This is a genomic window from Streptomyces abikoensis (genome assembly GCF_014648775.1).
Lineage (GTDB): Bacteria > Actinomycetota > Actinomycetes > Streptomycetales > Streptomycetaceae > Streptomyces > Streptomyces abikoensis.
The window spans coordinates 140586-163847 of record NZ_BMRT01000003.1; the positions used below are offsets into that span (position 1 = coordinate 140586).

At 71.0% G+C, this 23262-nt stretch carries 22 protein-coding genes and 6 tRNA genes; 11 read left to right on the forward strand and 17 right to left on the reverse strand.

Annotated features, from left to right (window positions below; translation table 11 throughout):
• The first annotated feature begins 84 nt into the window (after positions 1–84).
• Together cofC and IE096_RS10950 are read left to right on the forward strand one after the other, a co-directional pair.
• Positions 85–744 carry a 2-phospho-L-lactate guanylyltransferase gene (cofC, locus tag IE096_RS10945; protein WP_189451165.1) on the forward strand — a complete coding sequence of 220 codons (660 nt, stop codon included), beginning with the start codon at positions 85–87 and terminating at the stop codon, positions 742–744.
• A gap of 10 nt (positions 745–754) precedes the next feature.
• Positions 755–982, forward strand: a complete 228-nt coding sequence (locus IE096_RS10950) for a hypothetical protein (protein ID WP_189451167.1) — start codon at positions 755–757, stop codon at positions 980–982.
• A 73-nt stretch (positions 983–1055) separates the two neighbouring features.
• Here the strand turns inward: IE096_RS10950 and IE096_RS10955 are convergent, their stop codons facing one another.
• From IE096_RS10955 to leuC, 4 genes are all read right to left on the reverse strand, one after another.
• Positions 1056–1751, reverse strand: coding sequence for an HU family DNA-binding protein (locus IE096_RS10955; protein WP_189451169.1), 696 nt, complete (start codon positions 1749–1751; stop codon positions 1056–1058).
• Positions 1752–1874: 123 nt separating this feature from the next.
• Positions 1875–2120, reverse strand: a complete 246-nt coding sequence (locus IE096_RS10960) for an SCO5555 family protein (protein ID WP_126916268.1) — start codon at positions 2118–2120, stop codon at positions 1875–1877.
• A 169-nt stretch (positions 2121–2289) separates the two neighbouring features.
• Entirely contained in the window at positions 2290–2883 is a 594-nt protein-coding gene (leuD, locus tag IE096_RS10965) for a 3-isopropylmalate dehydratase small subunit (protein WP_189451171.1), read from the reverse strand.
• Positions 2884–2886: 3 nt separating this feature from the next.
• Positions 2887–4323: a 3-isopropylmalate dehydratase large subunit gene (leuC, locus tag IE096_RS10970; RefSeq protein WP_189451174.1), complete on the reverse strand. Its 1437-nt coding sequence runs from the start codon at positions 4321–4323 to the stop codon at positions 2887–2889.
• Between the two features lie 98 nt (positions 4324–4421).
• Here leuC and ndgR point away from each other — a divergent pair, with 98 nt between their 5' ends.
• Positions 4422–5150 (forward strand): IclR family transcriptional regulator NdgR, encoded by a 729-nt coding sequence (gene ndgR, locus IE096_RS10975; protein ID WP_126916265.1) that lies wholly within the window; start codon positions 4422–4424, stop codon positions 5148–5150.
• A gap of 160 nt (positions 5151–5310) precedes the next feature.
• Here the strand turns inward: ndgR and IE096_RS10980 are convergent, their stop codons facing one another.
• The 11 genes from IE096_RS10980 to IE096_RS11030 all read right to left on the reverse strand — a co-directional run bounded on the left by IE096_RS10980 (position 5311) and on the right by IE096_RS11030 (position 10641).
• Positions 5311–6279, reverse strand: a complete 969-nt coding sequence (locus IE096_RS10980) for an anti-sigma factor RsbA family regulatory protein (RefSeq protein WP_189451176.1) — start codon at positions 6277–6279, stop codon at positions 5311–5313.
• Positions 6266–7102 (reverse strand): MEDS domain-containing protein, encoded by an 837-nt coding sequence (locus IE096_RS10985; RefSeq protein ID WP_189451178.1) that lies wholly within the window; start codon positions 7100–7102, stop codon positions 6266–6268. Before IE096_RS10985 ends, IE096_RS10980 begins: the two co-directional genes overlap by 14 nt.
• A gap of 90 nt (positions 7103–7192) precedes the next feature.
• A tRNA-Glu gene (locus IE096_RS10990) sits at positions 7193–7265 on the reverse strand.
• 16 nt (positions 7266–7281) lie between these two features.
• Positions 7282–7353: transfer RNA gene (locus IE096_RS10995), tRNA-Gln, on the reverse strand.
• A 16-nt stretch (positions 7354–7369) separates the two neighbouring features.
• Positions 7370–7442 (reverse strand) — tRNA-Glu (locus IE096_RS11000).
• Positions 7443–7481: 39 nt separating this feature from the next.
• Positions 7482–7554, reverse strand: a tRNA-Glu gene (locus tag IE096_RS11005).
• 40 nt (positions 7555–7594) lie between these two features.
• Positions 7595–7667 (reverse strand) — tRNA-Glu (locus IE096_RS11010).
• A gap of 88 nt (positions 7668–7755) precedes the next feature.
• A tRNA-Gln gene (locus IE096_RS11015) sits at positions 7756–7830 on the reverse strand.
• Between the two features lie 222 nt (positions 7831–8052).
• Positions 8053–9528 carry a glutamate--tRNA ligase gene (gltX, locus tag IE096_RS11020; protein ID WP_189451180.1) on the reverse strand — a complete coding sequence of 492 codons (1476 nt, stop codon included), beginning with the start codon at positions 9526–9528 and terminating at the stop codon, positions 8053–8055.
• Entirely contained in the window at positions 9521–10321 is an 801-nt protein-coding gene (locus IE096_RS11025; protein ID WP_189451182.1) for a fumarylacetoacetate hydrolase family protein, read from the reverse strand. Before IE096_RS11025 ends, gltX begins: the two co-directional genes overlap by 8 nt.
• Positions 10322–10437: 116 nt before the next feature.
• Positions 10438–10641, reverse strand: coding sequence for a hypothetical protein (locus tag IE096_RS11030; RefSeq protein ID WP_189451797.1), 204 nt, complete (start codon positions 10639–10641; stop codon positions 10438–10440).
• A gap of 497 nt (positions 10642–11138) precedes the next feature.
• On the opposite strand from IE096_RS11030, the gene IE096_RS11035 reads away from it, so the two are divergent.
• The 8 genes from IE096_RS11035 (at position 11139) to IE096_RS11070 (ending at position 21167) form a co-directional block, all read left to right on the forward strand.
• On the forward strand, positions 11139–14621 hold the full coding sequence (locus IE096_RS11035; protein WP_189451184.1) for a sensor histidine kinase: 3483 nt from the start codon (positions 11139–11141) through the stop codon (positions 14619–14621).
• Between the two features lie 9 nt (positions 14622–14630).
• On the forward strand, positions 14631–15044 hold the full coding sequence (locus tag IE096_RS11040) for a roadblock/LC7 domain-containing protein (RefSeq protein WP_126918237.1): 414 nt from the start codon (positions 14631–14633) through the stop codon (positions 15042–15044).
• A 103-nt stretch (positions 15045–15147) separates the two neighbouring features.
• Positions 15148–15558 carry a DUF742 domain-containing protein gene (locus IE096_RS11045; protein WP_189451186.1) on the forward strand — a complete coding sequence of 137 codons (411 nt, stop codon included), beginning with the start codon at positions 15148–15150 and terminating at the stop codon, positions 15556–15558.
• A complete protein-coding gene (locus IE096_RS11050; RefSeq protein WP_189451189.1) occupies positions 15539–16120 on the forward strand; it encodes a GTP-binding protein in 582 nt (193 codons plus the stop codon). Before IE096_RS11045 ends, IE096_RS11050 begins: the two co-directional genes overlap by 20 nt.
• A gap of 329 nt (positions 16121–16449) precedes the next feature.
• Complete coding sequence (locus tag IE096_RS11055; RefSeq protein WP_373298080.1) at positions 16450–19572, forward strand: sensor histidine kinase; 3123 nt, start codon at positions 16450–16452, stop codon at positions 19570–19572.
• 10 nt (positions 19573–19582) lie between these two features.
• The gene (locus IE096_RS11060; RefSeq protein ID WP_126918236.1) at positions 19583–19996 is read left to right on the forward strand and encodes a roadblock/LC7 domain-containing protein; all 414 of its coding nucleotides are present in this window, start codon (positions 19583–19585) and stop codon (positions 19994–19996) included.
• 84 nt (positions 19997–20080) lie between these two features.
• Positions 20081–20605 carry a DUF742 domain-containing protein gene (locus IE096_RS11065; RefSeq protein WP_189451193.1) on the forward strand — a complete coding sequence of 175 codons (525 nt, stop codon included), beginning with the start codon at positions 20081–20083 and terminating at the stop codon, positions 20603–20605.
• Entirely contained in the window at positions 20586–21167 is a 582-nt protein-coding gene (locus tag IE096_RS11070; RefSeq protein ID WP_099201035.1) for a GTP-binding protein, read from the forward strand. Before IE096_RS11065 ends, IE096_RS11070 begins: the two co-directional genes overlap by 20 nt.
• 135 nt (positions 21168–21302) lie before the next feature.
• Here IE096_RS11070 and IE096_RS11075 read toward each other — a convergent pair whose 3' ends face one another.
• Both IE096_RS11075 and IE096_RS11080 read right to left on the reverse strand, forming a co-directional pair.
• Positions 21303–21497 (reverse strand): acyl-CoA carboxylase subunit epsilon, encoded by a 195-nt coding sequence (locus IE096_RS11075; protein WP_189451195.1) that lies wholly within the window; start codon positions 21495–21497, stop codon positions 21303–21305.
• A gap of 33 nt (positions 21498–21530) precedes the next feature.
• Positions 21531–23114 (reverse strand): acyl-CoA carboxylase subunit beta, encoded by a 1584-nt coding sequence (locus IE096_RS11080; RefSeq protein WP_189451197.1) that lies wholly within the window; start codon positions 23112–23114, stop codon positions 21531–21533.
• Between the last annotated feature and the right edge of the window lie 148 nt (positions 23115–23262).

A 23262-nucleotide genomic window follows, 5' to 3' on the forward strand; every position in this document is an offset into this window, starting at 1 on the left:
CGGAACACCGTAACCCCGCGCCCGCCGCCGGGCTCCGGCAGCGGGTGACAATGGGGGCCGACGCGAGGAGAGGGGACCGGGGTCGTGCTCTGGACGCTGGTGGTGCCGGTGAAACCGCTGGCGGGGGCCAAGAGCCGCCTGGTGGCCGGTGCGGCACGGCTGCCGGGGCCCGCGCTGGCCCTGGCCTTCGCCCTGGACACCGTGGGCGCCGCCCTGGCCTGCGGCGCCGTGCGGGATGTGGCGGTCGTCACGGCGGATCCGCTGGCCGGGGCCCGGCTCGCGGCCCTGGGCGCCCGGGTGCTGCCCGAGCCGCCGGGCGGCGGGCTGAACGCGGCCCTGGCCCACGGCGCGCGCGAGGCGCGCCGGGCCCGCCCGGAGGCGGCCGTGGCCACGCTCAACGCGGATCTGCCGGCATTGCGCCCCGCCGAACTCGGGCGGGTGCTCGAATTCGCCGCCGGATTTCCCCGCGCATTTCTCGCGGATGCCGCCGGAATCGGTACGACCCTGCTGGCGGCGGCCCCCGGAAGGGAATTGTCCCCCGCGTTCGAGGGCGCCTCGCGCGCCCGGCACCGGGCCTCGGGGGCCGAGGAGATAACGCTCACGGGCGTGGACTCCGTACGCCGGGACGTGGACACCGAGCAGGACCTGCTGGCCGCCCTGGCGCTGGGCGTGGGGCCGCGCACGGCGGCGGTCGCCGGCCGGGCGCGGGCCGCCGGGGCGCCCTCGCCCGCGCGGGCGGACTAGGCTGCCGGTCATGCAGGCCACCGCGTACACCTTCGATCCCCAGACCCACGCCGGGAGCGTTCTCCTGGACGACGGCACGCCCGTGCCCTTCGACGGGGCGGCGTTCGATGCCGGCGGTCTGCTGATGCTGCGGCCCGGCCAGCGGGTGCGGATCGAGTTCGCGGCGCCGGCCGAGGGCGCCCCGGAGGTCCCGCCGGCACAGCGCCGGGTGACCCTGGTGACGCTCCAGACATTCTGAGGACGAACGCACCGCGGGCCGGGCTCCCCCTCGGGGAGCCCGGCCCGGCGCGTTACGACGTGCGTCCGCTGCCTTACTTCTTCTTGGCAGTGGTCTTCTTGGCCGTGGTCTTGCGCGCGGTGGTGGTGGTACGGGTCGCGGCCTTCTTGGCGGGCGCGGTCTTCTTCGCGGTCGCCTTCTTGGCCGGAGCCGCCTTCTTCGCCGTGGTCGCCGCCTTCTTGGCGGGAGCCGCCTTCTTCGCGGTGGTGGCCTTGGTGGCGGTGGCCTTCTTGGCCGTCGTGGCCTTCTTGGCCGGAGCAGCCTTCTTGGCGGCCGTCGTCGTCTTCTTCGCCGGCGTGGCCTTCACGGCGGTCGTCTTCTTGGCGGTGGCCTTCTTGGCGGTCGCCTTCTTGGCGGTGGCCTTCTTCGCCGCGGCCTTGGTGGTGGCCTTGCCGGCCGTGAGGCTGCCCTTGGGCGCCTTCTTGACCGAGACCTCGCCGGCCTTCGGGAGCTTCTTCGTGCCGCTCACCAGGTCCTTGAAGCCCTGACCCGCACGGAAGCGCGGCACCGAGGTCTTCTTGACCCGGACGCGCTCGCCCGTCTGCGGGTTACGGGCGTAACGAGCCGGGCGGTCGACCTTCTCGAACGAACCGAAGCCGGTCACCGAGACACGGTCACCACCGACGACCGAGCGGACAATCGCGTCGAGTACCGCGTCGACGGCGTCCGCGGCCTGCTGACGGCCGCCGAGCTTGTCGGCAATCGCTTCAACGAGCTGCGCCTTGTTCACGTCTTCCCCTTCGGAGACATTGGCTGGAAAGTGCTCCAGCTTTTTCGCACGTTAGGCAGATATATACCGCAAATCAAACACGAAACGGTCTAATCACCCTTGTGCCGCAACGAACCCGACGCATCACGGAGTTCCGTGCGTGCCGGGATCTTCGGGGAAACGGCCCTCGTCGAGGTCGTTCATCAGCCGGTCCAGACGCCTTGCCGCGCCTGAGAGATCGTGCTTCGCCGAGGCCGTAATGGCCAGCAGCTGCCGGGACAGCGCCATCCTTACGCCCTCCGGGACTTGCAGTGCGCGCACCCTTGTGTGCGCTTCCTTCAGTTGGTCCGCGACGAGCCGGTAAAGCTCGAGTTGGCTGTCGCGTTCCATGCACCGATTGTGCCATCTGAGGCGAGTTGTCGCTTCACAGGGCCTCAACAAAACGATGCGCCCCCTGTCCGAAGACAGGGGGCGCATCATGCCAAACCCTGGGTGAGCAGCGGAAATCCGGGGTCCGTGCAGGCCGTCCGACACTGGGCCAAACGAGCCGGAATCGGTCTCAGATTCTTGCCGTGGAGGGCTTGAACGAGGGCCTGCGGGCCTCGTAAGCGGTGATGTCCGCCGCGTTCCGGAGGGTCAGATCGATGTCGTCCAGTCCCTCCAGGAGCCGCCACCGGGCGTTCTCGTCAAGGTCGAAACCGGCCGTCAGCCCACCGGCCCGCACCTCGCGCGCCACCAGATCGACGGTCACCTCCACGGCCGGGTCGTTCTCGGTCAGCTCCCACAGCGCCTCCACGGTCTCCTGCGGCAGAACGACGGTGAGCAGTCCGTTCTTGAGCGAGTTGCCGCGGAAGATGTCGGCGAAGCGGGACGACACGACGGTTTTGAAACCGTAGTTCTGCAGCGCCCAGACGGCGTGTTCACGGGAGGAGCCGGTGCCGAAGTCGGGGCCGGCGATCAGCACGCTGGCACCCGCCCGCTCGGGGCGGTTCAGGACGAACTCCGGGTCCTTGCGCCACGCCTCGAAGAGCCCGTCCTCGAAACCGTCGCGGGTGACCTTCTTCAGCCAGTGCGCGGGGATGATCTGGTCGGTGTCGACGTTGCTCCGCCGCAGCGGGACGGCCCGGCCGGTGTGAGTGGTGAACGCTTCCATCGGTCAGACCTCCACGGGAGTGCGTACGTCGGTGGCGAGGCCGGGCAGGTCGCCCGGGGCGGCGAGGTGACCCAGCACGGCGGTGGCGGCGGCCACCTGCGGCGAGACGAGGTGGGTGCGCCCGCCCTTGCCCTGCCTGCCCTCGAAGTTGCGGTTGGACGTGGACGCGGAGCGCTCGCCCGGCGCGAGTTGGTCGGGGTTCATGCCGAGGCACATGGAGCAGCCCGCGTGCCGCCATTCGGCGCCGGCCGCGGTGAACACCTTGTCCAGCCCTTCCTCGACCGCCTGGAGGGCCACCCGGACGGACCCGGGGACCACCAGCATGCGGACGCCGTCGGCGACGTCCCGGCCCTCGATGACGGAGGCGGCGGCGCGCAGGTCCTCGATGCGGCCGTTGGTGCAGGAGCCCACGAAGACGGTGTCGACGCGGATGTCGCGCAGCGCCTGACCCGGCGTCAAGTCCATGTACTCCAGCGCCTTTTCGGCGGCGAGCCGCTCGGACGGGTCGGAGTACGAGGCGGGGTCGGGGACCGCCGAGGAGAGCGCCGCGCCCTGGCCCGGGTTGGTGCCCCAGGTGACGAACGGGGCGAGCTCGGCGGCGTCGACGACCACCTCGCGGTCGAAGACCGCGTCGTCGTCGGTGCGCAGGGTGCGCCAGTAGGCGACGGCCGCGTCCCAGTCCTCGCCGCGCGGCGCGTGGGGGCGGTCCTTGAGGTAGGCGAAGGTGGTCTCGTCGGGGGCGATCATGCCCGCCCGGGCGCCCGCCTCGATGGACATGTTGCACACGGTCATCCGGGCCTCCATCGAGAGCTTCTCGATGGCGGAACCGCGGTACTCGATGACATAGCCCTGGCCGCCGCCCGTGCCGATCCTGGCGATGACGGCGAGGATCAGGTCCTTGGCGGTGACGCCCTCGGGCAGTTCGCCCTCGACCGTGACGGCCATCGTCTTGAACGGCGCCAGCGGCAGCGTCTGGGTGGCCAGGACGTGCTCGACCTGACTGGTGCCGATGCCGAACGCGAGCGCGCCGAAGGCGCCGTGGGTGGAGGTGTGGCTGTCGCCGCAGACCACGGTCATGCCGGGCTGGGTCAGCCCCAGCTGCGGTCCCACCACGTGGACGACGCCCTGCTCGATGTCGCCCAGCGGATGGAGGCGCACCCCGAACTCGGCGCAGTTGCGGCGCAGGGTCTCCAGCTGGGTGCGGGAGACCGGGTCGGCGATGGGTTTGTCGATGTCGAGGGTGGGGGTGTTGTGGTCCTCGGTGGCGATGGTGAGGTCGAGCCTACGGACCGGTCGTCCCGCCTTCCGCAGGCCGTCGAAGGCCTGCGGGCTGGTCACCTCGTGGAGCAGGTGCAGATCGATGAAGAGGAGGTCGGGCTCGCCTTCGGCGCGCGTCACGACATGGTCGTCCCAGACCTTCTCCGCGAGTGTCCGTCCCATCGCTCTCTCCTGTGGGGTGGGGTGCTGTCCGTCCAGGGTGGCGCGTCCCGCGAAAATATGAACTTGCGTTTCATAGTGTGAGACGCGAGTATCGTTGCATGGACAACAGTAGTGGCGGCTCTAGCGGTGTGGGCGTTCTCGACAAGGCGGCTCTGGTTCTGAGCGCTCTGGAGTCCGGTCCGGCGACCCTCGCCGGGCTGGTCACGGCGACCGGTCTCGCGCGTCCGACGGCGCACCGGCTCGCGGTGGCTCTGGAGCACCACCGGATGGTGGCGCGCGACATGCAGGGCCGGTTCATCCTCGGCCCCCGGCTGAGCGAGCTCGCGGCCGCGGCGGGCGAGGACCGCCTCCTGGCCACGGCGGGCCCGGTCCTCACCCACCTGCGCGATGTCACGGGCGAGAGCGCGCAGCTCTACCGGCGCCAGGGCGACATGCGGATCTGCGTGGCCGCGGCGGAGAGACTGTCCGGATTGCGGGACACGGTGCCCGTGGGCTCCACGCTGCCGATGAAGGCCGGCTCGGCGGCCCAGGTCCTCATGGCCTGGGAGGAGCCGGAGCGGCTGCACCGCGGCCTCCAGGGCGCCCGCTTCACGGCGACGGCCCTCTCGGGCGTCCGGCGGCGGGGCTGGGCCCAGTCGATCGGCGAGCGCGAGCCGGGGGTGGCGTCGGTCTCGGCGCCGGTGCGGGGGCCTTCCAACCGGGTCGTGGCCGCCGTCTCGGTCTCCGGACCGATCGAGCGGCTCACCCGCCACCCGGGCCGGATGCACGCCCAGGCCGTCCTGGACGCGGCCATCCGCCTCACGGAGGCCTTGCGGCGCAACGGCTGAGCCTCCCGGGGGCTCCGCCCCCGGACCCCCGGTCCTCAAACGCCGGACGGGCTGACTTTGTCAGCCCGTCCGGCGTTTGAGGACACCGCGCGGAGCGCGGTCCGGGGGTGCGAGGGGGCGCAGCCCCGCTCGGAAACGGTGAAAGGGCGGGGCCGGGGCATCACCAGCGCTCCGCGTCCCGGGGGCCCGGCAGCCGCAGGGTGAGCCGCGCCAGTCCGCACAGAACGTGGACGTCCAGCGATTCGCTCAGCGTCCGCGCCAGCCACAGCCCGTCCTCCGGATGCGGCTCCGCCCCCGGCGGCCGGAAGCCCGCGAAGGCGGGCAGCGGCCGCACCGGCGCGCCCAGCAGCTCGTACACGAGCACCCCCGACTCCTCCCACGCCCGCACCGCCACCCGGGGCGCGGGCCCGGAGGCCAGCAGATAGCCCGCCGCCTCGCACACGCCCAGCACCGCCAGCCCCAGCCGCTCCCCCCGCAGCCCGCCCGCCCCCGCCCGCTCCCGCGCGAAGGAGCGGATCTCGGCGATCCGCGCCGTGGGCCCCGCCCGGGCCGCCCCCGGCGGCGCGGGAAGGCGCGGCGGCGGCACGGCCGCCGCGTACGCCGCCGGGTCCGTGAACTCGGCGCAGGGCGTCACCAGGCGCCCGTCCACCCGCGCCGGGTGGGTGGCCCGGGCCGCGTGGGCCACGTCGCCGGGCACGGTCCGGGTGTCGTAGGGGCAGATCATCCGGACGGGCAGCCCGGCCAGCAGCACGTTGAGCCCGGATTCCATCCGCTTCCACTCGGCGATCTGGCGCGCGGACTTCCCGCCCCACACCGGTTCGGCCAGGATCCGCAGGCGCCGCCCGGGGCGGGAGCGGCGGTCGTGGTAGCGCAGGAACGCGGCCACCCGCTCCACGGGCCGGCGCCCGAAATACGCCGTCTCGGCCGTGTCCAGCTCCCCCGCCCGCTCCCCCAGCGCCCGCCGCAGCAGCTCGATGTTGGCGGGCGTCGTGGCGGCGAGGACGGGCTCCCCCGCCGCCAGCCCGTCGAGGGCGAAGGGCAGCGCCGTCGCCAGGAACTCCTCGTCCGTGCCGTACAGGCACGCCTGGTGGACGAAGCCCGGACCGGTGCCCGGGTCAGTCCCGGCCATGCCCGGCCCCCAGCCGGAGGCCGGGGGTGCGGTCCCAGCCGACGAGCGTGATGACCTGCCGGAGGTGCGGCCGCAGCCCGGTGAGCTCCACGGCGCGGTGGCGGGCGGCCCGGGCCCGGGCGAAGGTCATCAGCAGCCGCAGCCCGCCCAGGTCGAGGAACTCCACCCCGGACATCTCCAGGCTGACATCGCCCCGCACCGCCGCCACGGACCGCAGGGCGTCCCGCAGACAGCGGTGCGCCCCCTCGTCGACCAGGCCCTCCAGCCGCAGCCCCTGCGGGCGGTAGGTCCGGGCGACGACCAGTTCGGGGGTGCGCACCAGCGGATCGGCCTCGACGCTCCCGGCGTGGGCGGAGGCGAGCGCGGCGAGGGCGGCGGGTTCGCAGCGGCGGATGTCGTACTGGCAGACGGCCAGGGCCTGGCCCGCGCTGAACTCCTCGGCCAGCAGCGCCTCGTACCGCAGCAGCCGGCGGACGTCCCGTTCGTCGTGGACGGCGGCGCACAGGTCCCCGGCGATCCGCAGGGCGCGATAGCCCTCCCGACGGGAGCGCTCGGCGGCGCCGCGCAGCCTCCACAGCAGGGCGGCGGGCTCCAACCGGCCCCGGCCGGAGAGGATTTCCCCGAGCCGGACGACCTCGACCCGGCCCGCCGGCACACCGGGCAGGCCCAGGGGTTCCGCTTCGGCACCGCTCAGGTAGAGGATCTTGTCCTCGGCGTCCAGGCCCCCTCGGACGAAGTCCCGCAGAATGGAGGCCCGCTCCTCGTCCGATCCGAAGAGCAGGCACGCGTGGTCACCGGGCCGCAGATCACCGACGTGGACCATGCGGGGATTATCCCGCCGCCCCGCGAGGGGCGGAAGGACGCGCAAAAAACGCCCCCCGCCGAAGCGGAGGGCGTTTCTTGTGTCTCGCTGTACCCCCGACCGGATTCGAACCGGCGCTACCGCCTTGAGAGGGCGGCGTGCTAGGCCGCTACACAACGGGGGCTTGCTTTGTTACTGCGCTGGGGTACCAGGACTCGAACCTAGACTAAATGAACCAGAATCACTCGTGCTGCCAATTACACCATACCCCATGGTGGTTTTACCCAGTACCCCCGACCGGATTCGAACCGGCGCTACCGCCTTGAGAGGGCGGCGTGCTAGGCCGCTACACAACGGGGGCCCTAGCGACTCCTGTCCGGGTTTCCCCTTCAGGAATCAGTACCCCCGACCGGATTCGAACCGGCGCTACCGCCTTGAGAGGGCGGCGTGCTAGGCCGCTACACAACGGGGGCCCTAGCGACTCCTGTCCGGGATTGCCCTTTCAGGAATCAGTACCCCCGACCGGATTCGAACCGGCGCTACCGCCTTGAGAGGGCGGCGTGCTAGGCCGCTACACAACGGGGGCAAGCACTGCGCTTCTACTTTTTTCCACTCGCGCCCCACTTTATCAGTGGTTTTCCGAGAGAATTTCGAAGAAGAATTCTCAGAATTCTTGGCTGGGGTACCAGGACTCGAACCTAGACTAAGTGAACCAGAATCACTCGTGCTGCCAATTACACCATACCCCACCGTAACTCCACCCCCCGGAAGGGGTCTTGTTCGGCTCGCGCCCTCCGCTCCGGCCTCTCGGCCCTCTCGGGCGGCGCAGGAAGAACATTACCCGAAGGTGGACTGGGGTCCAAAATCGATAACCCGCCTGGTGGCCGGGCGGCCGTGCGCACGTGGTGCGCGAGGGGCCCGGCGGCCTTCACCGAAGGCTGCCGGGCCCCTCGTGGCGGGACGTACGGGCGTCAGCCGGCCAGCTTGGCCAGGGCGGCGTCCACCCGGGCCAGGGTGCGCTCGCGGCCCAGCACCTCGAGGGACTCGAAGAGCGGGAGGCCGACCGTGCGGCCCGTGACGGCCACGCGGACGGGCGCCTGGGCCTTGCCGAGCTTCAGGCCGTGCTCCTCGCCCGCCGCGACGACGGCGGCCTTGAGGGCGTCCGCGTTCCACTCGGCCTCGGCGAGCTTCTCGCGGGCCGTGCGCAGCAGGGCGTCCGAGCCCTCCTTCATGGCCTTGGCCCAGGACGCCTCGTCCTCGACGGGCTCGTCCAGGAAGAGGAAGTCGACGTTGGCCGTGATGTCGGAGAGGACGGTCAGCCGGGTCTGGGCGTGGGGGGCGATGGCCTCCCAGGCGGCCCGGTCGAAGTTCTCGGGGGCCCAGTTGGCGTGCGGGGCATTCAGCCAGGGCTCGCAGGCCTCGGCGAACGCCTTCACGTCCAGGCGGCGGATGTGGTCGGCGTTGATCGCCTCGGCCTTCTTGAGGTCGAAGCGGGCCGGGTTGGCGTTGACGTCCTGGATGTCGAACGCCGCCACCATCTCGTCCATCGAGAAGAGGTCCTGGTCGGCGGAGAGGGACCAGCCGAGCAGCGACAGGTAGTTGAGCAGGCCCTCGCGGAGGAAGCCGCGCTCCCGGTAGAGGTTGAGGGAGGCCTGCGGGTCGCGCTTGGAGAGCTTCTTGTTGCCCTCGCCCATGACGTAGGGCAGGTGGCCGAAGGACGGGGTGGTGCCGTTGCCGACGCCGATCTCGGCGAGCGCCTTGTAGAGGGCGATCTGCCGCGGGGTGGAGGACAGCAGGTCCTCGCCGCGCAGCACGTGGGTGATCTCCATCAGCGCGTCGTCGACGGGGTTGACGAGCGTGTAGAGGGGGGCGCCGTTGGCGCGGACGATGCCGTAGTCCGGAACGTTCTCCGGGGTGAAGGTCAGCTCGCCGCGCACCAGGTCGGTGAAGGTGATCGGCTCGTCGGGCATCCGGAAGCGGACGATGGGCTCGCGGCCCTCGCGCTCGTACGCCTCCTTCTGCTCCGCGGTGAGCTCGCGGCAGGTGCCGTCGTAGCCGGAGGGCTTGCCGGCGGCGCGGGCGGCCTCGCGGCGGGCGTCCAGCTCCTCGGTGGTGCAGTAGCAGCGGTAGGCGTGGCCGGCGTCGAGCAGCTTGGCGGCGACGTCCTTGTAGAGGTCCATGCGCTGCGACTGGCGGTACGGCGCGTGGGGGCCGCCCACCTCGGGGCCCTCGTCCCAGTCGAGGCCCAGCCAGCGCATGGCGTCCAGCAGCTGCTGGTACGACTCCTCGGAGTCGCGCGCCGCGTCGGTGTCCTCGATGCGGAAGACGAGGGTGCCACCGTGGTGGCGGGCGAACGCCCAGTTGAAGAGGGCGGTGCGGACCAGGCCCACGTGGGGGTTGCCGGTCGGCGAGGGACAGAAACGTACGCGGACGTTCGCGTTAGCCACGCTTGATCACCTTGTTGGTGAGAGTGCCGATGCCTTCGATGGTGACGGCGACCTCGTCGCCGACGTTGAGCGGTCCGACTCCGGCCGGGGTGCCCGTGAGGACGACGTCGCCGGGGAGCAGCGTCATCGCCTCGGTGATGTGGACGATCAGGTCCTCGATGGAGCGGACCATGTCGCTCGTCCGGCCCAGCTGGCGCTGCTGTCCGTTGACCGTGCACATGATCCCGAGGTCGCTCGGGTCCAGCTCGGTCTCGACCCAGGGGCCGAGCGGGCAGGAGGTGTCGAAGCCCTTGGCCCGGGCCCACTGCTTCTCGCGCTCCTGGACGTCGCGCGCGGTGACGTCGTTGGCGCAGGTGTAGCCGAGGATGACGTCCTTGACGCGCTCGCGCGGGACCTCGCGGCACATGCGGCCGATGACGACGGCGAGCTCGGCCTCGTGGTGGACCTCGCTGGAGAAGGAGGGGTAGGCGATGGCGTCGCCGGGGCCGATGACGGCGGTCGAGGGCTTGAAGAAGGTGATCGGCGCCTCGGGACGGCCTTGATCGTCAACGATGGCATTCCCCAGCTCCGCGGCGTGCTCGGCGTAGTTGCGGCCGACGGCGACGACCTTGTTGGGCAGCACGGGCGGCAGCAGCCGCACCTTGCTCAGCGGGATCTTCTGCCCGGAGCGCTCGAATTCCGCGAAGGGGTGCCCCTTGATGATGTCGAGAACGGGGCCGCCTTCGGTGGAGGCGTCCCCCTCTACGACGCCGAACGCGACGTTTCCGTCGATGGAGAACCTGGCGATGCGCACGGGAGGCTTCTTCCCCTTGTCTTGCTTTGGCCGGAGTCTGACGCCCCAGGCTATCGCGGGGGGCGTGCGCGACCCGTGCGCCGCCGTGGTCCGGCGGGGTCAGCCGCCGGACGGGGTCACTCGGCGGGGACGGCCGCCACGGGCGCGGTCATCAGGACCGTGCGGCGCGGGTTGGCGGTGACCGCGGGGAGCTCCAGGGCGTGCTCGCGGCGGTCGGCGTCGGCCACGCGCAGCGACTCGGCGTCCTTCAGGTGCGCGAGCGTCGTGCGACGGGGGTTGGCGGTCTTCAGGGACGGACGAGCCGACGGTGCGGTCTTCACTTGGGGGCCTCGCGTTATCGATCTCTGGGGCGTTGACTGGACGTTTTCGCCGCCTGTGCAAAGGACCAGGCTACGGCGCGCCTATCCCCAGCCGTTGGCGGGACAAGTCATGAGTTCCTTGTGAGTTTGCTCACGAACAGCCCGAAAAATACGGCATACCGGACAGCGATAATGCCTCCACGAAACGGACATTGCCGGGCTGAACCTGACGTTCCGCTCTTGATCATGGCGACTGGGACAGTCGGGGCCCTCCGAGGTCGGCTGCGCGACTCATGGCAATAAGTCCGGCATAAAGGACACAATCTTCTACGGTCCGTCACCACTCCCCTCACCCTGGGTCACGGCCTATGCCGGCACCCCCACCGGCCTTGTTGGGAGATCCGGCACTGTGCTGGAATTCCGGGGACCGCCAGGGGGGCACCGCGGTCCCCCCACGACTCGACACCGTCCCTCCGCTTCAAACCGGTGGGACGCCTGGTCCAGAGGTTGCGACGCTAGTGCAGGGACGTTTCAAGAGGGATGGCAGCGCTGCGGCGGAGCAGGAGCCGCGCGGTGCGACCGACCGCGGCACGCCCGCCGGCCCGCCGGTCGACACGGCGAACGGCGGCGAAGCCGCCGAACAGCCGAAGAAGAGTGGTCCCACGGGGCCGGGCTCGCGAATAGCCCTGCGCAACTGGCGAATCAGCACCCGTCTGATCTCGCTGCTGGCCCTCCCCGTCGTCGCGGCCACCACACTGGGTGCCCTCCGCATCGACGACGCTCTCATCAACGTCGACCAGCTCGACCACATGAAGCTCCTCACTGAGATGACGGGCAAGGCGACCCAGCTCGCCGACGCCCTCCAGGAGGAGCGCGACCGGTCGGCGGGCCCGATCATCACCAACAACGCCAAGGACGACCAGATCGTCGCGACGCGGGTGAAGGCCGACCGGGCCATCGAGGCGTTCAAGAGCACGACCCAGAAGGTCAAGCCGAACGACCCGACGATGGCCGGTGTGCGGACCACCCTTGTCGACATCAGCAAGCAGCTCGACAAGATCAAGGCCATTCGCGGCACCGCGTACCAGGACTCGTCCATCTCGCAGACGGTCAACAGCTACAACGCGCTGATCGCCTCGCTGCTGTCGCTGTCCCAGGACATGGCCCAGGCCACCAGCAACAGCGACATGATCACCTCGACCCGTGCGCTGGCGTCGTTCTCCTCCGCCAAGGAGTACGCCTCCATGCAGCGGGCGGTCCTCAGCGCCGCGCTCGCCAACCCCAAGGGCGCGGGCCTGTCGGCCAACGACCACCTCTACGGCAAGCAGGCCCTGGACAACGAGGAAGAGTCCCTGCGCCGCTTCACCGCCATCCGCGCCGGTGACTCCGCCAGCCTGCTGAAGGCCCTCAACGGTGGCGACACCAACGTCACCTCGGCCAACACGTTCGCCGAGCGCGCCTTCGGTAACAACGCCGACGCGCTGAAGAACGAGAAGACCAGTTACCGCGACTGGTACGACCAGGACAGCGTCAAGCTCGAAGAGATGGCGAAGATCGAGCAGACGCTGCTGTCCGAGATGGACCAGAAGGCCCTGGAGCTTCGTGACGAGGCCAACCAGGAAGCCATCCTCAACGGTGCCCTCATCGTCCTCGTTCTGGGCATCTCGCTCGTCGGCGCCTTCGTCGTGGCCCGGTCCATGGTGCGGTCGCTGCGGCGACTGCAGGACACCGCCCAGAAGGTCGCCCAGGAGCGACTGCCCGAGCTCGTCAAGCAGCTGTCCGAGACCGACCCGCAGGACGTCGACACGTCCGTCGAGTCCGTCGGTGTGCACAGCCGGGACGAGATCGGTCAGGTGGCCAAGGCCTTCGACCACGTGCACCAGGAGGCCGTCCGCCTCGCCGCCGAGCAGGCCCTGCTCCGTGGCAACGTCAACGCGATGTTCACCAACCTCTCGCGTCGCAGCCAGGGCCTCATCCAGCGTCAGCTGTCCCTGATCTCCGAGCTCGAGAGCCGCGAGGCCGACCCGGACCAGCTGTCCTCGCTGTTCCGCCTGGACCACCTCGCGACCCGTATGCGCCGTAACGGTGAGAACCTCCTCGTCCTCGCGGGTGAGGAGCCCGGCCGACGGTGGACCCGGCCCGTGCCGCTCGTCGACGTCCTCCGCGCCGCCGCGTCCGAGGTGGAGCAGTACGAGCGCATCGAGCTCAGCGGCGTCCCGCCGACCGAGGTCGCCGGCCGCGTCGTCAACGACCTCGTCCACCTCCTCGCCGAGCTGCTGGAGAACGCGACGTCGTTCTCCTCCCCGCAGACCAAGGTCAAGGTCACCGGTCACGCCCTGCCCGACGGCCGGGTGCTGGTCGAGATCCACGACACCGGCATCGGCCTCTCGCCCGAGGACCTCGCGGCGATCAACGAGCGGCTGGCCTCCCCGCCCACCGTGGACGTCTCCGTCTCCCGGCGCATGGGTCTGTTCGTGGTCGGCCGCCTGTCCCTGCGACACGGCATCCGCATCCAGCTCCGCCCGTCCGACTCCGGCGGCACGACCGCGCTCGTCATGCTCCCGGTCGACGTGGCCCAGGGCCACAAGCAGCCGGCCCCCGGCGCTCAGGGCGCCCCGGGTGGCGCCCCGGCCGCCGGCGCGGGCCAGCAGCGCCGTCCGGTGCCGCCGCCCGGCGGCGGTCCGCGCCCGGCGATCGTGCCGCGCGGCAACAACGGCCCCGGTGGCCCCGGCGGCGGTGCCGCCGCGGGCAGCCTCTTCGACACCTCTCCGCGCGCCGGCGTCCCCGGCTCCGACGGCCGCCCCGCGCTGCCGCCGCGCGGCAACGGCGGTCCCGCCGCCGTGCCGCCGCCGGCCGCCGGCGGGCGTCCGCAGCTGCCGGCCCGTGGCGCCGCGGCCCCCGGTGACGCCGGGCGGCAGGCGCCGGGCTGGAGCACCGAGCAGTCCCCGGCCGCCGGCCAGGGCGCTCCGGCGGGCCCGAAGAACGGTCTGTCGGGCCTGACCCGCAAGGGCAAGCCGAAGAAGGGCCCGGTCGACGACTGGCCGATGTCCTCCGACGGCGCGCCGCGCGCCGGTCAGGAGACCCCGCGCGGTCACGAGGACGTCGAGGCCACGGGCGGGTTCCCCGTGCCGGCCCCGAACGCCCCGCGTCCCGGCGGCGGCCCCGGCGACACCGCGCAGTTCCCGCCGGTCCCCGCGACGGACACCCCCCGGGGCGGCCGTCAGGACGGGCACACCGGCCGGTTCGCCGCGCCCGCCGACGCCGAGCGGGCGCCGGCCGCGGGTCCCGGTGACACCTCGCAGTTCGCCGCGCTCGACCCCTCGGGCCGGCCGCAGTCGGGCACGGGCCAGTTCGCGCTCCCGGGCGCCGGCGTCCCCGGCGAGGCTCCGGGCAGCACGAGCGGCGAGTACGACCGTCCCGCCCCGGACGCCCTGGCGACCGGCGGCACCGGCCAGTTCCCGCAGGCCGTCGCCCCCCGCGACGAGCTGTCGGGCACCACGGGCCGGTTCGCCCAGCCGGTCGACGAGGACCCGCTGACCAGCACGACCGGTCAGTTCGAGCTGCCGGCCGCCGGTCCGTCCCCGCTCTTCGAGGAGCTGGAGTCGAACTGGTTCCGCGGCGAGACCCCGGCGGCGGGCGTGCCCGTCCAGCCGGCCGACTCCGGACGGCCGTCGGCCGACCGGGGCGACGGAGCCTCCCAGGGCGCCTGGGACTCCCCCAACGACGAACGCTGGCGCCGGGCCGAGGCGGTCCGGGAGCCGGCGGCGGGCGGGATCACCACCTCGGGGCTGCCGCGGCGGGTGCCGCGCGCCAACCTCGTCGAGGGCACCGCCGAGCAGCAGTCCCCTTCGACGACCGGTCCGCAGGTCTCGCGCGCCCCCGACGACGTGCGCGGCCGGCTGACCAATCTCCGCCGGGGCATCCAGCAGGGACGTCAGGCCGGCAACGGCCCGGCAACCGGCAGTACCAATGTTGGCCCCACTCACCAGCAGGAGCGTTAGTTGAGTCCGATGAGCCAGGCGGCGCAGAATCTGAACTGGTTGATCACCAACTTCGTGGGCAACACCCCGGGGGTGTCCCACACGGTGGTGGTCTCCGCCGATGGACTCCTTCTGGCGATGTCCGAAGGCTTCCCGCGCGACCGCGCCGACCAGTTGGCGGCGGTGGCCTCCGGCCTGACCTCGCTGACGGCCGGTGCCTCCCGCATCTTCGAGGGCGGCCCGGTCAACCAGACCGTGGTGGAGATGGAGCGCGGCTTCCTCTTCATCATGTCCGTCTCCGACGGCTCCGCACTGGCGGTGCTGGCACACCCGGAGTGCGACATCGGCCTCGTGGGCTACGAGATGGCCCTCCTGGTGGACCGGGCGGGCAATGTGCTCACCCCCGAGCTCCGGTCCGAACTCCAGGGAAGCCTGCTGAACTGACCACCGCACACCGCGATTTCCGTCCGACCGTACGGCCGAAAACCCCCCACCGGCCGCCACACGACGGCATCATTGCCATCCTGCTGTCCCGTCCGGAGGATTCATGACCCCGCCCGTCTCGCCCGGCCCGTACGGTGCTTCACACCACGCGCCGTACGGGGAAGAAGAAGAAGACGACCAGCCGCTGATCCGCCCGTACGCCATGACGGGAGGCCGGACCCGGCCGCGCTACCAGCTCGCCATCGAGGCGCTGGTCAGCTCCACGGCCGACCCGGCGCACCTCGGTGGGCTGCTCCCCGAGCACCAGCGGATCTGCCACCTGTGCCGCGAGGTGAAGTCGGTCGCGGAGGTCTCCGCGCTGCTGAACATGCCGCTCGGTGTGGCCCGCATCCTGGTGGCGGACCTGGCGGAGGCCGGCATGGTGGCGATCCACCAGCCGGGCGGCGGGGAGTCCGGCGGTACGCCGGATGTGACACTGCTCGAAAGGGTTCTCAGTGGACTTCGGAAGCTCTAGCGGAGGCGTCGGCCGCTCCACCACGTCCGCGAAGATCGTGGTGGCGGGCGGCTTCGGCGTCGGCAAGACCACGTTCGTCGGGGCGGTCTCGGAGATCAGTCCGCTGCGCACCGAAGCCGTGATGACCTCCGCCTCGGCGGGGATCGACGATCTGAGCCACGTCCAGGACAAGACCACGACCACCGTGGCGATGGATTTCGGTCGAATCACCCTCGATGACGACCTGATCCTGTATCTGTTCGGTACGCCGGGTCAGGACCGTTTCTGGTTCATGTGGGACGACCTGGTGCGCGGCGCCATCGGCGCCGTCGTCCTGGTCGACACCCGCCGGCTCGCCGACTGCTTCCCCGCGGTCGACTACTTCGAGAACAGCGGCCTGCCCTTCGTCATCGCCCTCAACGGCTTCGACGGACAGCAGCCCTACGGTCCCGAGGACGTTCGCGAGGCCCTGCAGATCGGCCCGGACACGCCGATCATCACGACCGACGCGCGCCACCGGCACGAGGCGAAGAGCACTCTGATCACGCTCGTGGAACACGCGCTGATGGCCCGGCTGAAATAGCGCCGCCTTCGGCGGGGGTTGTGACGGTGCGTAAGTTGTGGCATTGACCACGCGCGCACTTCGGAGTTCATAACGTTTCGACAGAGAATCGGCCGGACGCGACCACTCGTCGCGTCCGGCCGATCGCGCTCCGCGCACGGCCCGCCCGCCATTTGGCGCGGCTCGGCCTTAATGCCCGTTTTATGTCGGGCAAATCGCGGCCTTCACGGGCTCTGTCCGTTGTTTGGATTGCACCTGTCCAACGTGCTGGAATTCCCGGACTGAGCAGTCACGGCTCAGCAGATGAACGGCACAGCATCAGGTGCCGACGCCGAGAGGTTGTTGGTCGAGTGAGGCGAAGAAAGACGGGCGCCGCGCAGCAGACGCGGGACGCGCGGGGCAACTTCACCCCGCCGTCGCGCACAGCGGTGCCGCCTTCCGACATGCCCGATTCCCCCGCCGCGCCCACGGGCGGCGGCAGCAGATTCTCGCCCCGCAACTGGCGTGTGCCGGTCCGCCTGAACGCGATCCTCCTGATCCCGGTCCTCGTGGCCCTGGTGTTCGGCGGGCTCGATGTGAAGAGCCGGGTCGACACCTGGAGCGAGGCGGCGGACGCGGCGAACACCGCCCGTCTGGTGCGGGCCGCGGCCACCTACGCGCACGCCGTCATCGACGAGCGCGACATCAGCGCCAAGCCGCTGCTCGCGGGTGAGACCGACGACGCGGGCGTCAAGAAGGCCCGGGCCGCGACGGACGCGGCGCGCGCCGAATTCGACGCGGCCGTCAAGAAGATGCCGGACACCCCGAGCCTCAAGCGCCGTCTGAAGGCCGTGCGGGACGCCGAGCCGACGCTGCCCAAGCTGCGTTCGGCCGCGTACACGCCCGCCCTGGAGGGCGCGAAGACCGAGGACGGCTACGGCGCCATCCAGCGTCCCCTCATGGCGTTCACCAATGAGCTGGGCCTGGGCACCGGCAACGTCACCTCGTACGGCCGCATGGTCTACGCGGTCTCCCTGGCGAAGGCCGCCGAGTCGCTCCAGCGCTCCATCGGCGCCCACCTGCTGATCAAGCCCGGTGACGCCGCCAACCAGAAGACCCTCCAGACGGCCTTCTCCTCCTACAACTTCCTCGAGTACATCGCCCGCGGCGAGTACGAGCAGGGCGGTACGGAGGACGACATCAAGCGCCTCCAGGCCGCGCTGGCCACCGAGGCCCAGGTGGAGGAGCAGGACAAGATGGCCGCCGCCATCATGTCCGGCGCCACCCCGGCCCAGCTGAAGGCCAAGGGCATCACGCCCGAGGCGTGGCTCCAGGCCTCCACCGCGAAGTTCGGCGCGTACCGCACGGTCGAGGAACACCAGATCGACAAGGCCGTGGACGAGGCCGAGAGCGTCGCCTCCGAGGCCACGCAGGACGCGATCGTCAACTCCTCGATCATGGTCCTCGCGCTGCTGATCGCGTTCTTCGTCGCCGGCCGGATGGCCCGCTCGATGAGCCGCAGCATGCGCAGGCTCCGCACCGCCGCCTTCGACGTGGCCGAGCAGCGCCTGCCGGCGCTGGTCGACCAGCTCTCGCGGACCGAGCCCGGTCAGGTCGACACCCGGGTCGAGCCGATCCCGATCACCACCCGTGACGAGATCGGCGAGGTCGCCCGCGCCTTCGACCAGGTCCACCGCGAGGCCGTGCGGCTCGCCGCCGAGCAGGCGGGTCTGCGGGGCAACGTCAACGCGATCTTCACCAACCTCTCGCGCCGCAACCAGAAGCTGATCGAGGGCCAGCTGGACCTCATCACCGACCTGGAGAACAACGAGGCCGACCCGGACCAGCTGGAGAACCTCTTCCGCCTGGACCACCTGGCCACCCGTATGCGGCGCAACGGCGAGAACCTCCTCATCCTCGCGGGCGAGGAGCCGGGCCGCCGTTGGGACCAGCCGATCCCGCTGGTGGACGTCCTCCGGGCCGCCACCTCCGAGGTGGAGGCGTACGAGCGCATCGAGCTCAGCGGCCTGCCCGAGGCCGAGATCCACGGCCGGGCCGTCACCGACCTCGTGCACCTGCTCGCGGAGCTGCTGGAGAACGCCACCTCGTTCTCCTCCCCGCACACCAAGGTGCGCGTCACCGCCACCCGTCTCCCCGACGGCCGGGTGATGGTCGAGATCCACGACAAGGGCATCGGCCTCACCGCCGAGGACTTCGCGGACATCAACCACCGGCTGGCCAATCCGCCGACCGTGGACGTCGCGATCGCCCAGCGCATGGGCCTGTTCGTGGTCGGCCGTCTGGCGACGCGCCACGACATCCGGGTCCAGCTGCGCCCCTCGGGCGAGCAGGCGGGCACCACCTCGCTGGTCATGCTGCCGGACGCCATCACCCACGGTGGCGGTGGCGAGGACCAGGTCCAGGACGACTTCACGGTCTCCGAGATGGTCCCCCAGCAGCAGGCGCCGATCATGCAGCAGGCACCGGTGGGCCACGCCCCGACCGCGGCCGAGCTCGGCTTCGACGACTCCCGCTACGAGACGCGCCCCGACGCCCCCGGTTCCGGTGCGGCGATGGACCCGGTGGGCCGCTCGCTGATGCGCGACCAGCGCCGCGCGGCGCTGGGGCAGAACGGCGAGAACCGTCCGCTCTTCCGCGACGAGGTCCCGCAGCAGCAGGGCTTCGAGCAGCCGGACCCGTTCGGGCAGCCCGACGCGTTCCAGCAGCAGCCGCACGCGCAGCCGCAGGAGCCGATATCCATGGAGCCCCAGGCTCCGCGGCAGTTCGACGGTACGGGCTACCCGGAATCCGGCTACGCGGACCCGGCGGTACCGGACCAGCGGACCTACGGCGACGCGTACGCCCCCGGTCACCAAGGACAGTGGACCGAACCAGGTCCGTACCAGCATGAGTACGGACAGGGTTACGCAGCGGAACCGGAATCCCAGCCGTCCGCTGACACGGCCCAGCCGGAGCGCGTAGAGTTCGACCGTCCGGGCCCCGCCTCGAGCGGCTCCCCCTCGCTGACCGGGTCCGGTCTGCCGCGCCGCGACAAGCGGTGGCAGCAGGACGGGACGGGCGAGGAGGCCACGAGGGACGGCGGAGAACCGGAGCAGTACCGGCAGGAGGTCCCACCGCGACCCGCGGAGGGTGACAGCCCCGACTGGAAGTCGGCGAACGACGAGCGCTGGCAGCGTGCCGGGCAGCTCCGGGAGCCGAAGGCCGGCGGCGTGACCCCCTCCGGTCTCCCCCGCCGGGTGCCCAAGGCCAATCTGGTCGAGGGCAAGGCGGAACAGACCGCGCAGACGGGCCCGCAGGTGTCCCGCGCCCCGGAGGACGTCCGCGGCAGGTTGGCCAACCTTCGCCGGGGCATCCAGCAGGGACGCGAGCACGGAGCGGACTCCTCGGAGCATCCGGCGGGTCCCTCGCATCAGCAGCATCAGCAACACGACCAGGGCTTCGGCCCCGGCGGCACCTACGATCAGGAGCGTTAGTGTGAGCCCGATGAGCCAGGCGGCGCAGAACCTGAACTGGTTGATCACCAGTTTCGTGGACAACACCCCAGGGGTGTCCCACACCGTCGTGGTCTCCGCCGACGGACTCCTTCTGGCGATGTCCGAAGGGTTTCCGCGGGACCGCGCCGACCAGCTGGCGGCGGTCGCCTCCGGCCTGACCTCACTGACCGCCGGTGCCTCCCGCATCTTCGAGGGCGGCCCGGTCAACCAGACCGTGGTGGAGATGGAGCGCGGCTTCCTCTTCATCATGTCCGTCTCCGACGGCTCCGCCCTCGCGGTGCTGGCACACCCGGAGTGCGACATCGGCCTCGTCGGCTACGAGATGGCCCTCCTGGTGGACCGGGCGGGCAATGTGCTCACCCCCGAGCTCCGGTCCGAACTCCAGGGAAGCCTTCTCAACTAATCAAGAGGCAGTGCGTTTCGCGCCACCGCGCCGTAGGGTGCGGTGGCGCGACCGGCAGCAGACAGGCAAGTTGGAGGAGGAAACGTGGCAACGCCCCCCGGCGGTTACCCGTATGGCGGTGACCAGCAGGCCCAACCCCCGTTGAACCGCTTCGACTTCCCCTCCGCGCCAAGCCACCACGCCATGCCGGAGCAGCAGCGCGCCCCGCACGTACCGCCTCCGTCCCAAGCACACCGGCGCGCGTCGTCGTCCTCCTCGGGCGGCAAGCACAACCCGCTGGTCCGGCCCTACGCCATGACCGGCGGCCGGACCCGGCCGCGGTACCAGCTCGCCATCGAGGCGCTGGTGCACACCACGGCCCAGCCGTCCCAGCTCCAGGGGCAGTTGCCGGAACACCAGCGCATCTGCCATCTGTGCCGTGAGATCAAGTCGGTCGCCGAGATCTCGGCACTTCTTTCCATTCCGCTCGGCGTCGCCCGAATCCTCGTCGCCGATCTGGCCGAGGCCGGACTCGTCGCCATTCATCAGCCCGGCGGCGATGCGTCCGCCGGCGGTCAGCCTGACGTGACACTGCTCGAAAGGGTGCTCAGTGGACTTCGGAACCTCTAGCGGCGAGGCAGCCCGCTCCACCACCTCCGCGAAGATCGTCGTCGCGGGTGGCTTCGGCGTGGGCAAGACCACGTTCGTCGGCGCGGTCTCGGAGATCAACCCGCTGCGCACCGAAGCCGTGATGACCTCCGCCTCGGCGGGCATCGACGATCTGACCCACGCGCCGGACAAGACCACGACCACCGTGGCCATGGACTTCGGCCGTATCACCCTGGACCAGGACCTGATCCTCTACCTCTTCGGTACGCCGGGTCAGGACCGCTTCTGGTTCATGTGGGACGACCTGGTGCGCGGCGCCATCGGCGCCGTCGTCCTGGTCGACACCCGCCGGCTCGCCGACTGCTTCCCCGCGGTCGACTACTTCGAGAACAGCGGCCTGCCCTTCGTCATCGCCCTCAACGGCTTCGACGGACACCAGCCGTACACGCCGGAGGAGGTCCGTGAGGCCCTCCAGATCGGCCCGGACGCGCCGATCATCACCACGGACGCCCGGCACCGCAACGAGGCGAAGAGCGCCCTCATCACGCTCGTCGAGCACGCGCTGATGGCGCGGCTCCGCTAGTTCGGATGCGAAGAGGTCCCCGCACTCCCTCAGGGAGTGCGGGGACCTCTTCGCGTTCCCGGCGGTCCCCGCGACGCGACGAGGGCCCCTCACCGGTCGGTGAGGGGCCCTCGTCGCGTTGTGGCGCGTGCTTCGTCAGCCCTGCCAGCTGTGCGGCGCCCGGAAGCCGGAGCTGCGCTCCAGGCGGCGCCAGGGGGCCGTGGTGCGGCGGGGACGGACGGGGGCGGCGGTGTTGCCGGCGGCGGCGCGGGCGAGGAGGACGGCGGTGACGGCCGCCAGTTCCTCGGCGTCGGCCGTGCCCTTCTCGACGCGTACGAGCGTGTCGTTCATGTGAATGTCTCCGATGCTTCAGTACGGGACGTCTTACTGGGGCGGGTTGCCGTGCTTGCGCGCCGGCAGGTCCGCGTGCTTGTTCGCGAGCATCGCCAGCGACCGGATCAGCACCGACCGGGTCTCGACGGGGTCGATCACGTCGTCGACCAGGCCGCGCTCGGCCGCGTAGTACGGGTGCATGAGCTCGGCCTTGTACTCCTTGACCATGCGCGAGCGCATGGCCTCGGGGTCGTCCGCCTCCGCGATCTGCTTGCGGAAGATGACGTTGGCCGCGCCCTCGGCGCCCATGACCGCGATCTCGTTGGTGGGCCAGGCGTAGGTGAGGTCCGCGCCGATCGACTGGGAATCCATCACGATGTACGCACCGCCGTAGGCCTTGCGCAGGATCACCGAGATCCTGGGCACGGTGGCGTTGCAGTAGGCGTACAGCAGCTTCGCACCGTGCCGGATGATCCCACCGTGCTCCTGGTCCACACCCGGAAGGAAACCGGGTACGTCCAAAAGAGTGATGATCGGGATGTTGAAGGCATCGCACATCTGGATGAACCGTGCGGCCTTCTCCGACGCCTCGATGTCGAGGACGCCCGCGAGGGACTGCGGCTGGTTGGCGACGATGCCGACGACCCGGCCGTCCAGCCGGGACAGGGCGCAGATGATGTTGGTGGCCCAGCGCTCGTGGATCTCCAGGTACTCGCCGTCGTCGACGATCTCCTCGATGACCTTGCGCATGTCGTACGGCCGGTTGCCGTCGGCGGGGACCAGGTCCAGCAGGGCCTCGCCGAGCCGGTCGGCGGGGTCCTCGCTCTCCACGCGGGGCGGGTTCTCCCGGTTGTTCTGCGGGAGGAGCGAGAGGAGGTAGCGGACCTCCTCCAGGCAGGTCTCCTCGTCGTCGTAGGCGAAGTGGGCCACGCCGGAGGTCTCGGCGTGGACGTCCGCGCCGCCGAGGCCGTTCTGGGTGATCTCCTCACCGGTGACCGCGCGCACGACGTCGGGGCCGGTGATGAACATCTGGGAGGTGTCGCGGACCATGAAGACGAAGTCCGTGAGCGCCGGGGAGTAGGCGGCGCCGCCCGCGCAGGGGCCGAGCATCACGCTTATCTGCGGGATGACGCCGGAGGCCTTGGTGTTGCGCTGGAAGATGCCGCCGTAGCCGGCCAGCGCCGAGACGCCCTCCTGGATGCGGGCGCCGGCGCCGTCGTTCAGGGAGACCAGCGGGGCACCGGCCGCGATGGCCTTGTCCATGATCTTGTGGATCTTGGTGGCGTGGGCCTCGCCCAGCGCGCCGCCGAAGATCCGGAAGTCGTGCGCGTAGACGAACACCGTCCGCCCGTGCACGGTTCCCCACCCGGTGATCACACCATCGGTGTACGGGCGCTTGGCCTCCAGCCCGAACCCGCTGGCGCGGTGCCGCCGCAGCGGCTCCACCTCGGTGAAGGAGCCCTCGTCGAGGAGAAGTTCAATGCGCTCGCGAGCGGTCAGCTTTCCCTTGGCCTTCTGCGCCTGGGTCGCCCGCTCGCTCGGACCTCGCCGGACCTGCTCGCGGATGGCGTGCAGCTCGGCGACGCGCCCACGGACGTCACTCGCCTCTACGGGCGCACCTTCGAGATTGCTCATGGAAAGACGGTACGTGGCGGGCCGCCCGGAACATCATGTCGGTTCCACACAACGTCGCGCGTGTTTTCGTGGGCAGGCGGCACAGAACCGCGCAGGGGTCTTATCAGCCCCTTGGGCGCGGGGGCGGGTCCCACGCTGTGAACACTCC

Bases quoted from the DNA above. Each gene is read 5' to 3' on its own strand.
- IE096_RS10950 (WP_189451167.1), top strand. From the start codon at position 755: ATGCAGGCCACCGCGTACACCTTCGATCCCCAGACCCACGCCGGGAGC.
- IE096_RS10960 (WP_126916268.1), bottom strand. From the start codon at position 2,120: ATGGAACGCGACAGCCAACTCGAGCTTTACCGGCTCGTCGCGGACCAA.
- leuD (WP_189451171.1), bottom strand. From the start codon at position 2,883: ATGGAAGCGTTCACCACTCACACCGGCCGGGCCGTCCCGCTGCGGCGG.
- leuC (WP_189451174.1), bottom strand. From the start codon at position 4,323: ATGGGACGGACACTCGCGGAGAAGGTCTGGGACGACCATGTCGTGACG.
- ndgR (WP_126916265.1), top strand. From the start codon at position 4,422: ATGGACAACAGTAGTGGCGGCTCTAGCGGTGTGGGCGTTCTCGACAAG.
- IE096_RS10980 (WP_189451176.1), bottom strand. From the start codon at position 6,279: ATGGCCGGGACTGACCCGGGCACCGGTCCGGGCTTCGTCCACCAGGCG.
- IE096_RS10985 (WP_189451178.1), bottom strand. From the start codon at position 7,102: ATGGTCCACGTCGGTGATCTGCGGCCCGGTGACCACGCGTGCCTGCTC.
- IE096_RS11040 (WP_126918237.1), top strand. From the start codon at position 14,631: ATGAGCCAGGCGGCGCAGAATCTGAACTGGTTGATCACCAACTTCGTG.
- IE096_RS11045 (WP_189451186.1), top strand. From the start codon at position 15,148: ATGACCCCGCCCGTCTCGCCCGGCCCGTACGGTGCTTCACACCACGCG.
- IE096_RS11060 (WP_126918236.1), top strand. From the start codon at position 19,583: ATGAGCCAGGCGGCGCAGAACCTGAACTGGTTGATCACCAGTTTCGTG.
- IE096_RS11075 (WP_189451195.1), bottom strand. From the start codon at position 21,497: ATGAACGACACGCTCGTACGCGTCGAGAAGGGCACGGCCGACGCCGAG.
- IE096_RS11080 (WP_189451197.1), bottom strand. From the start codon at position 23,114: ATGAGCAATCTCGAAGGTGCGCCCGTAGAGGCGAGTGACGTCCGTGGG.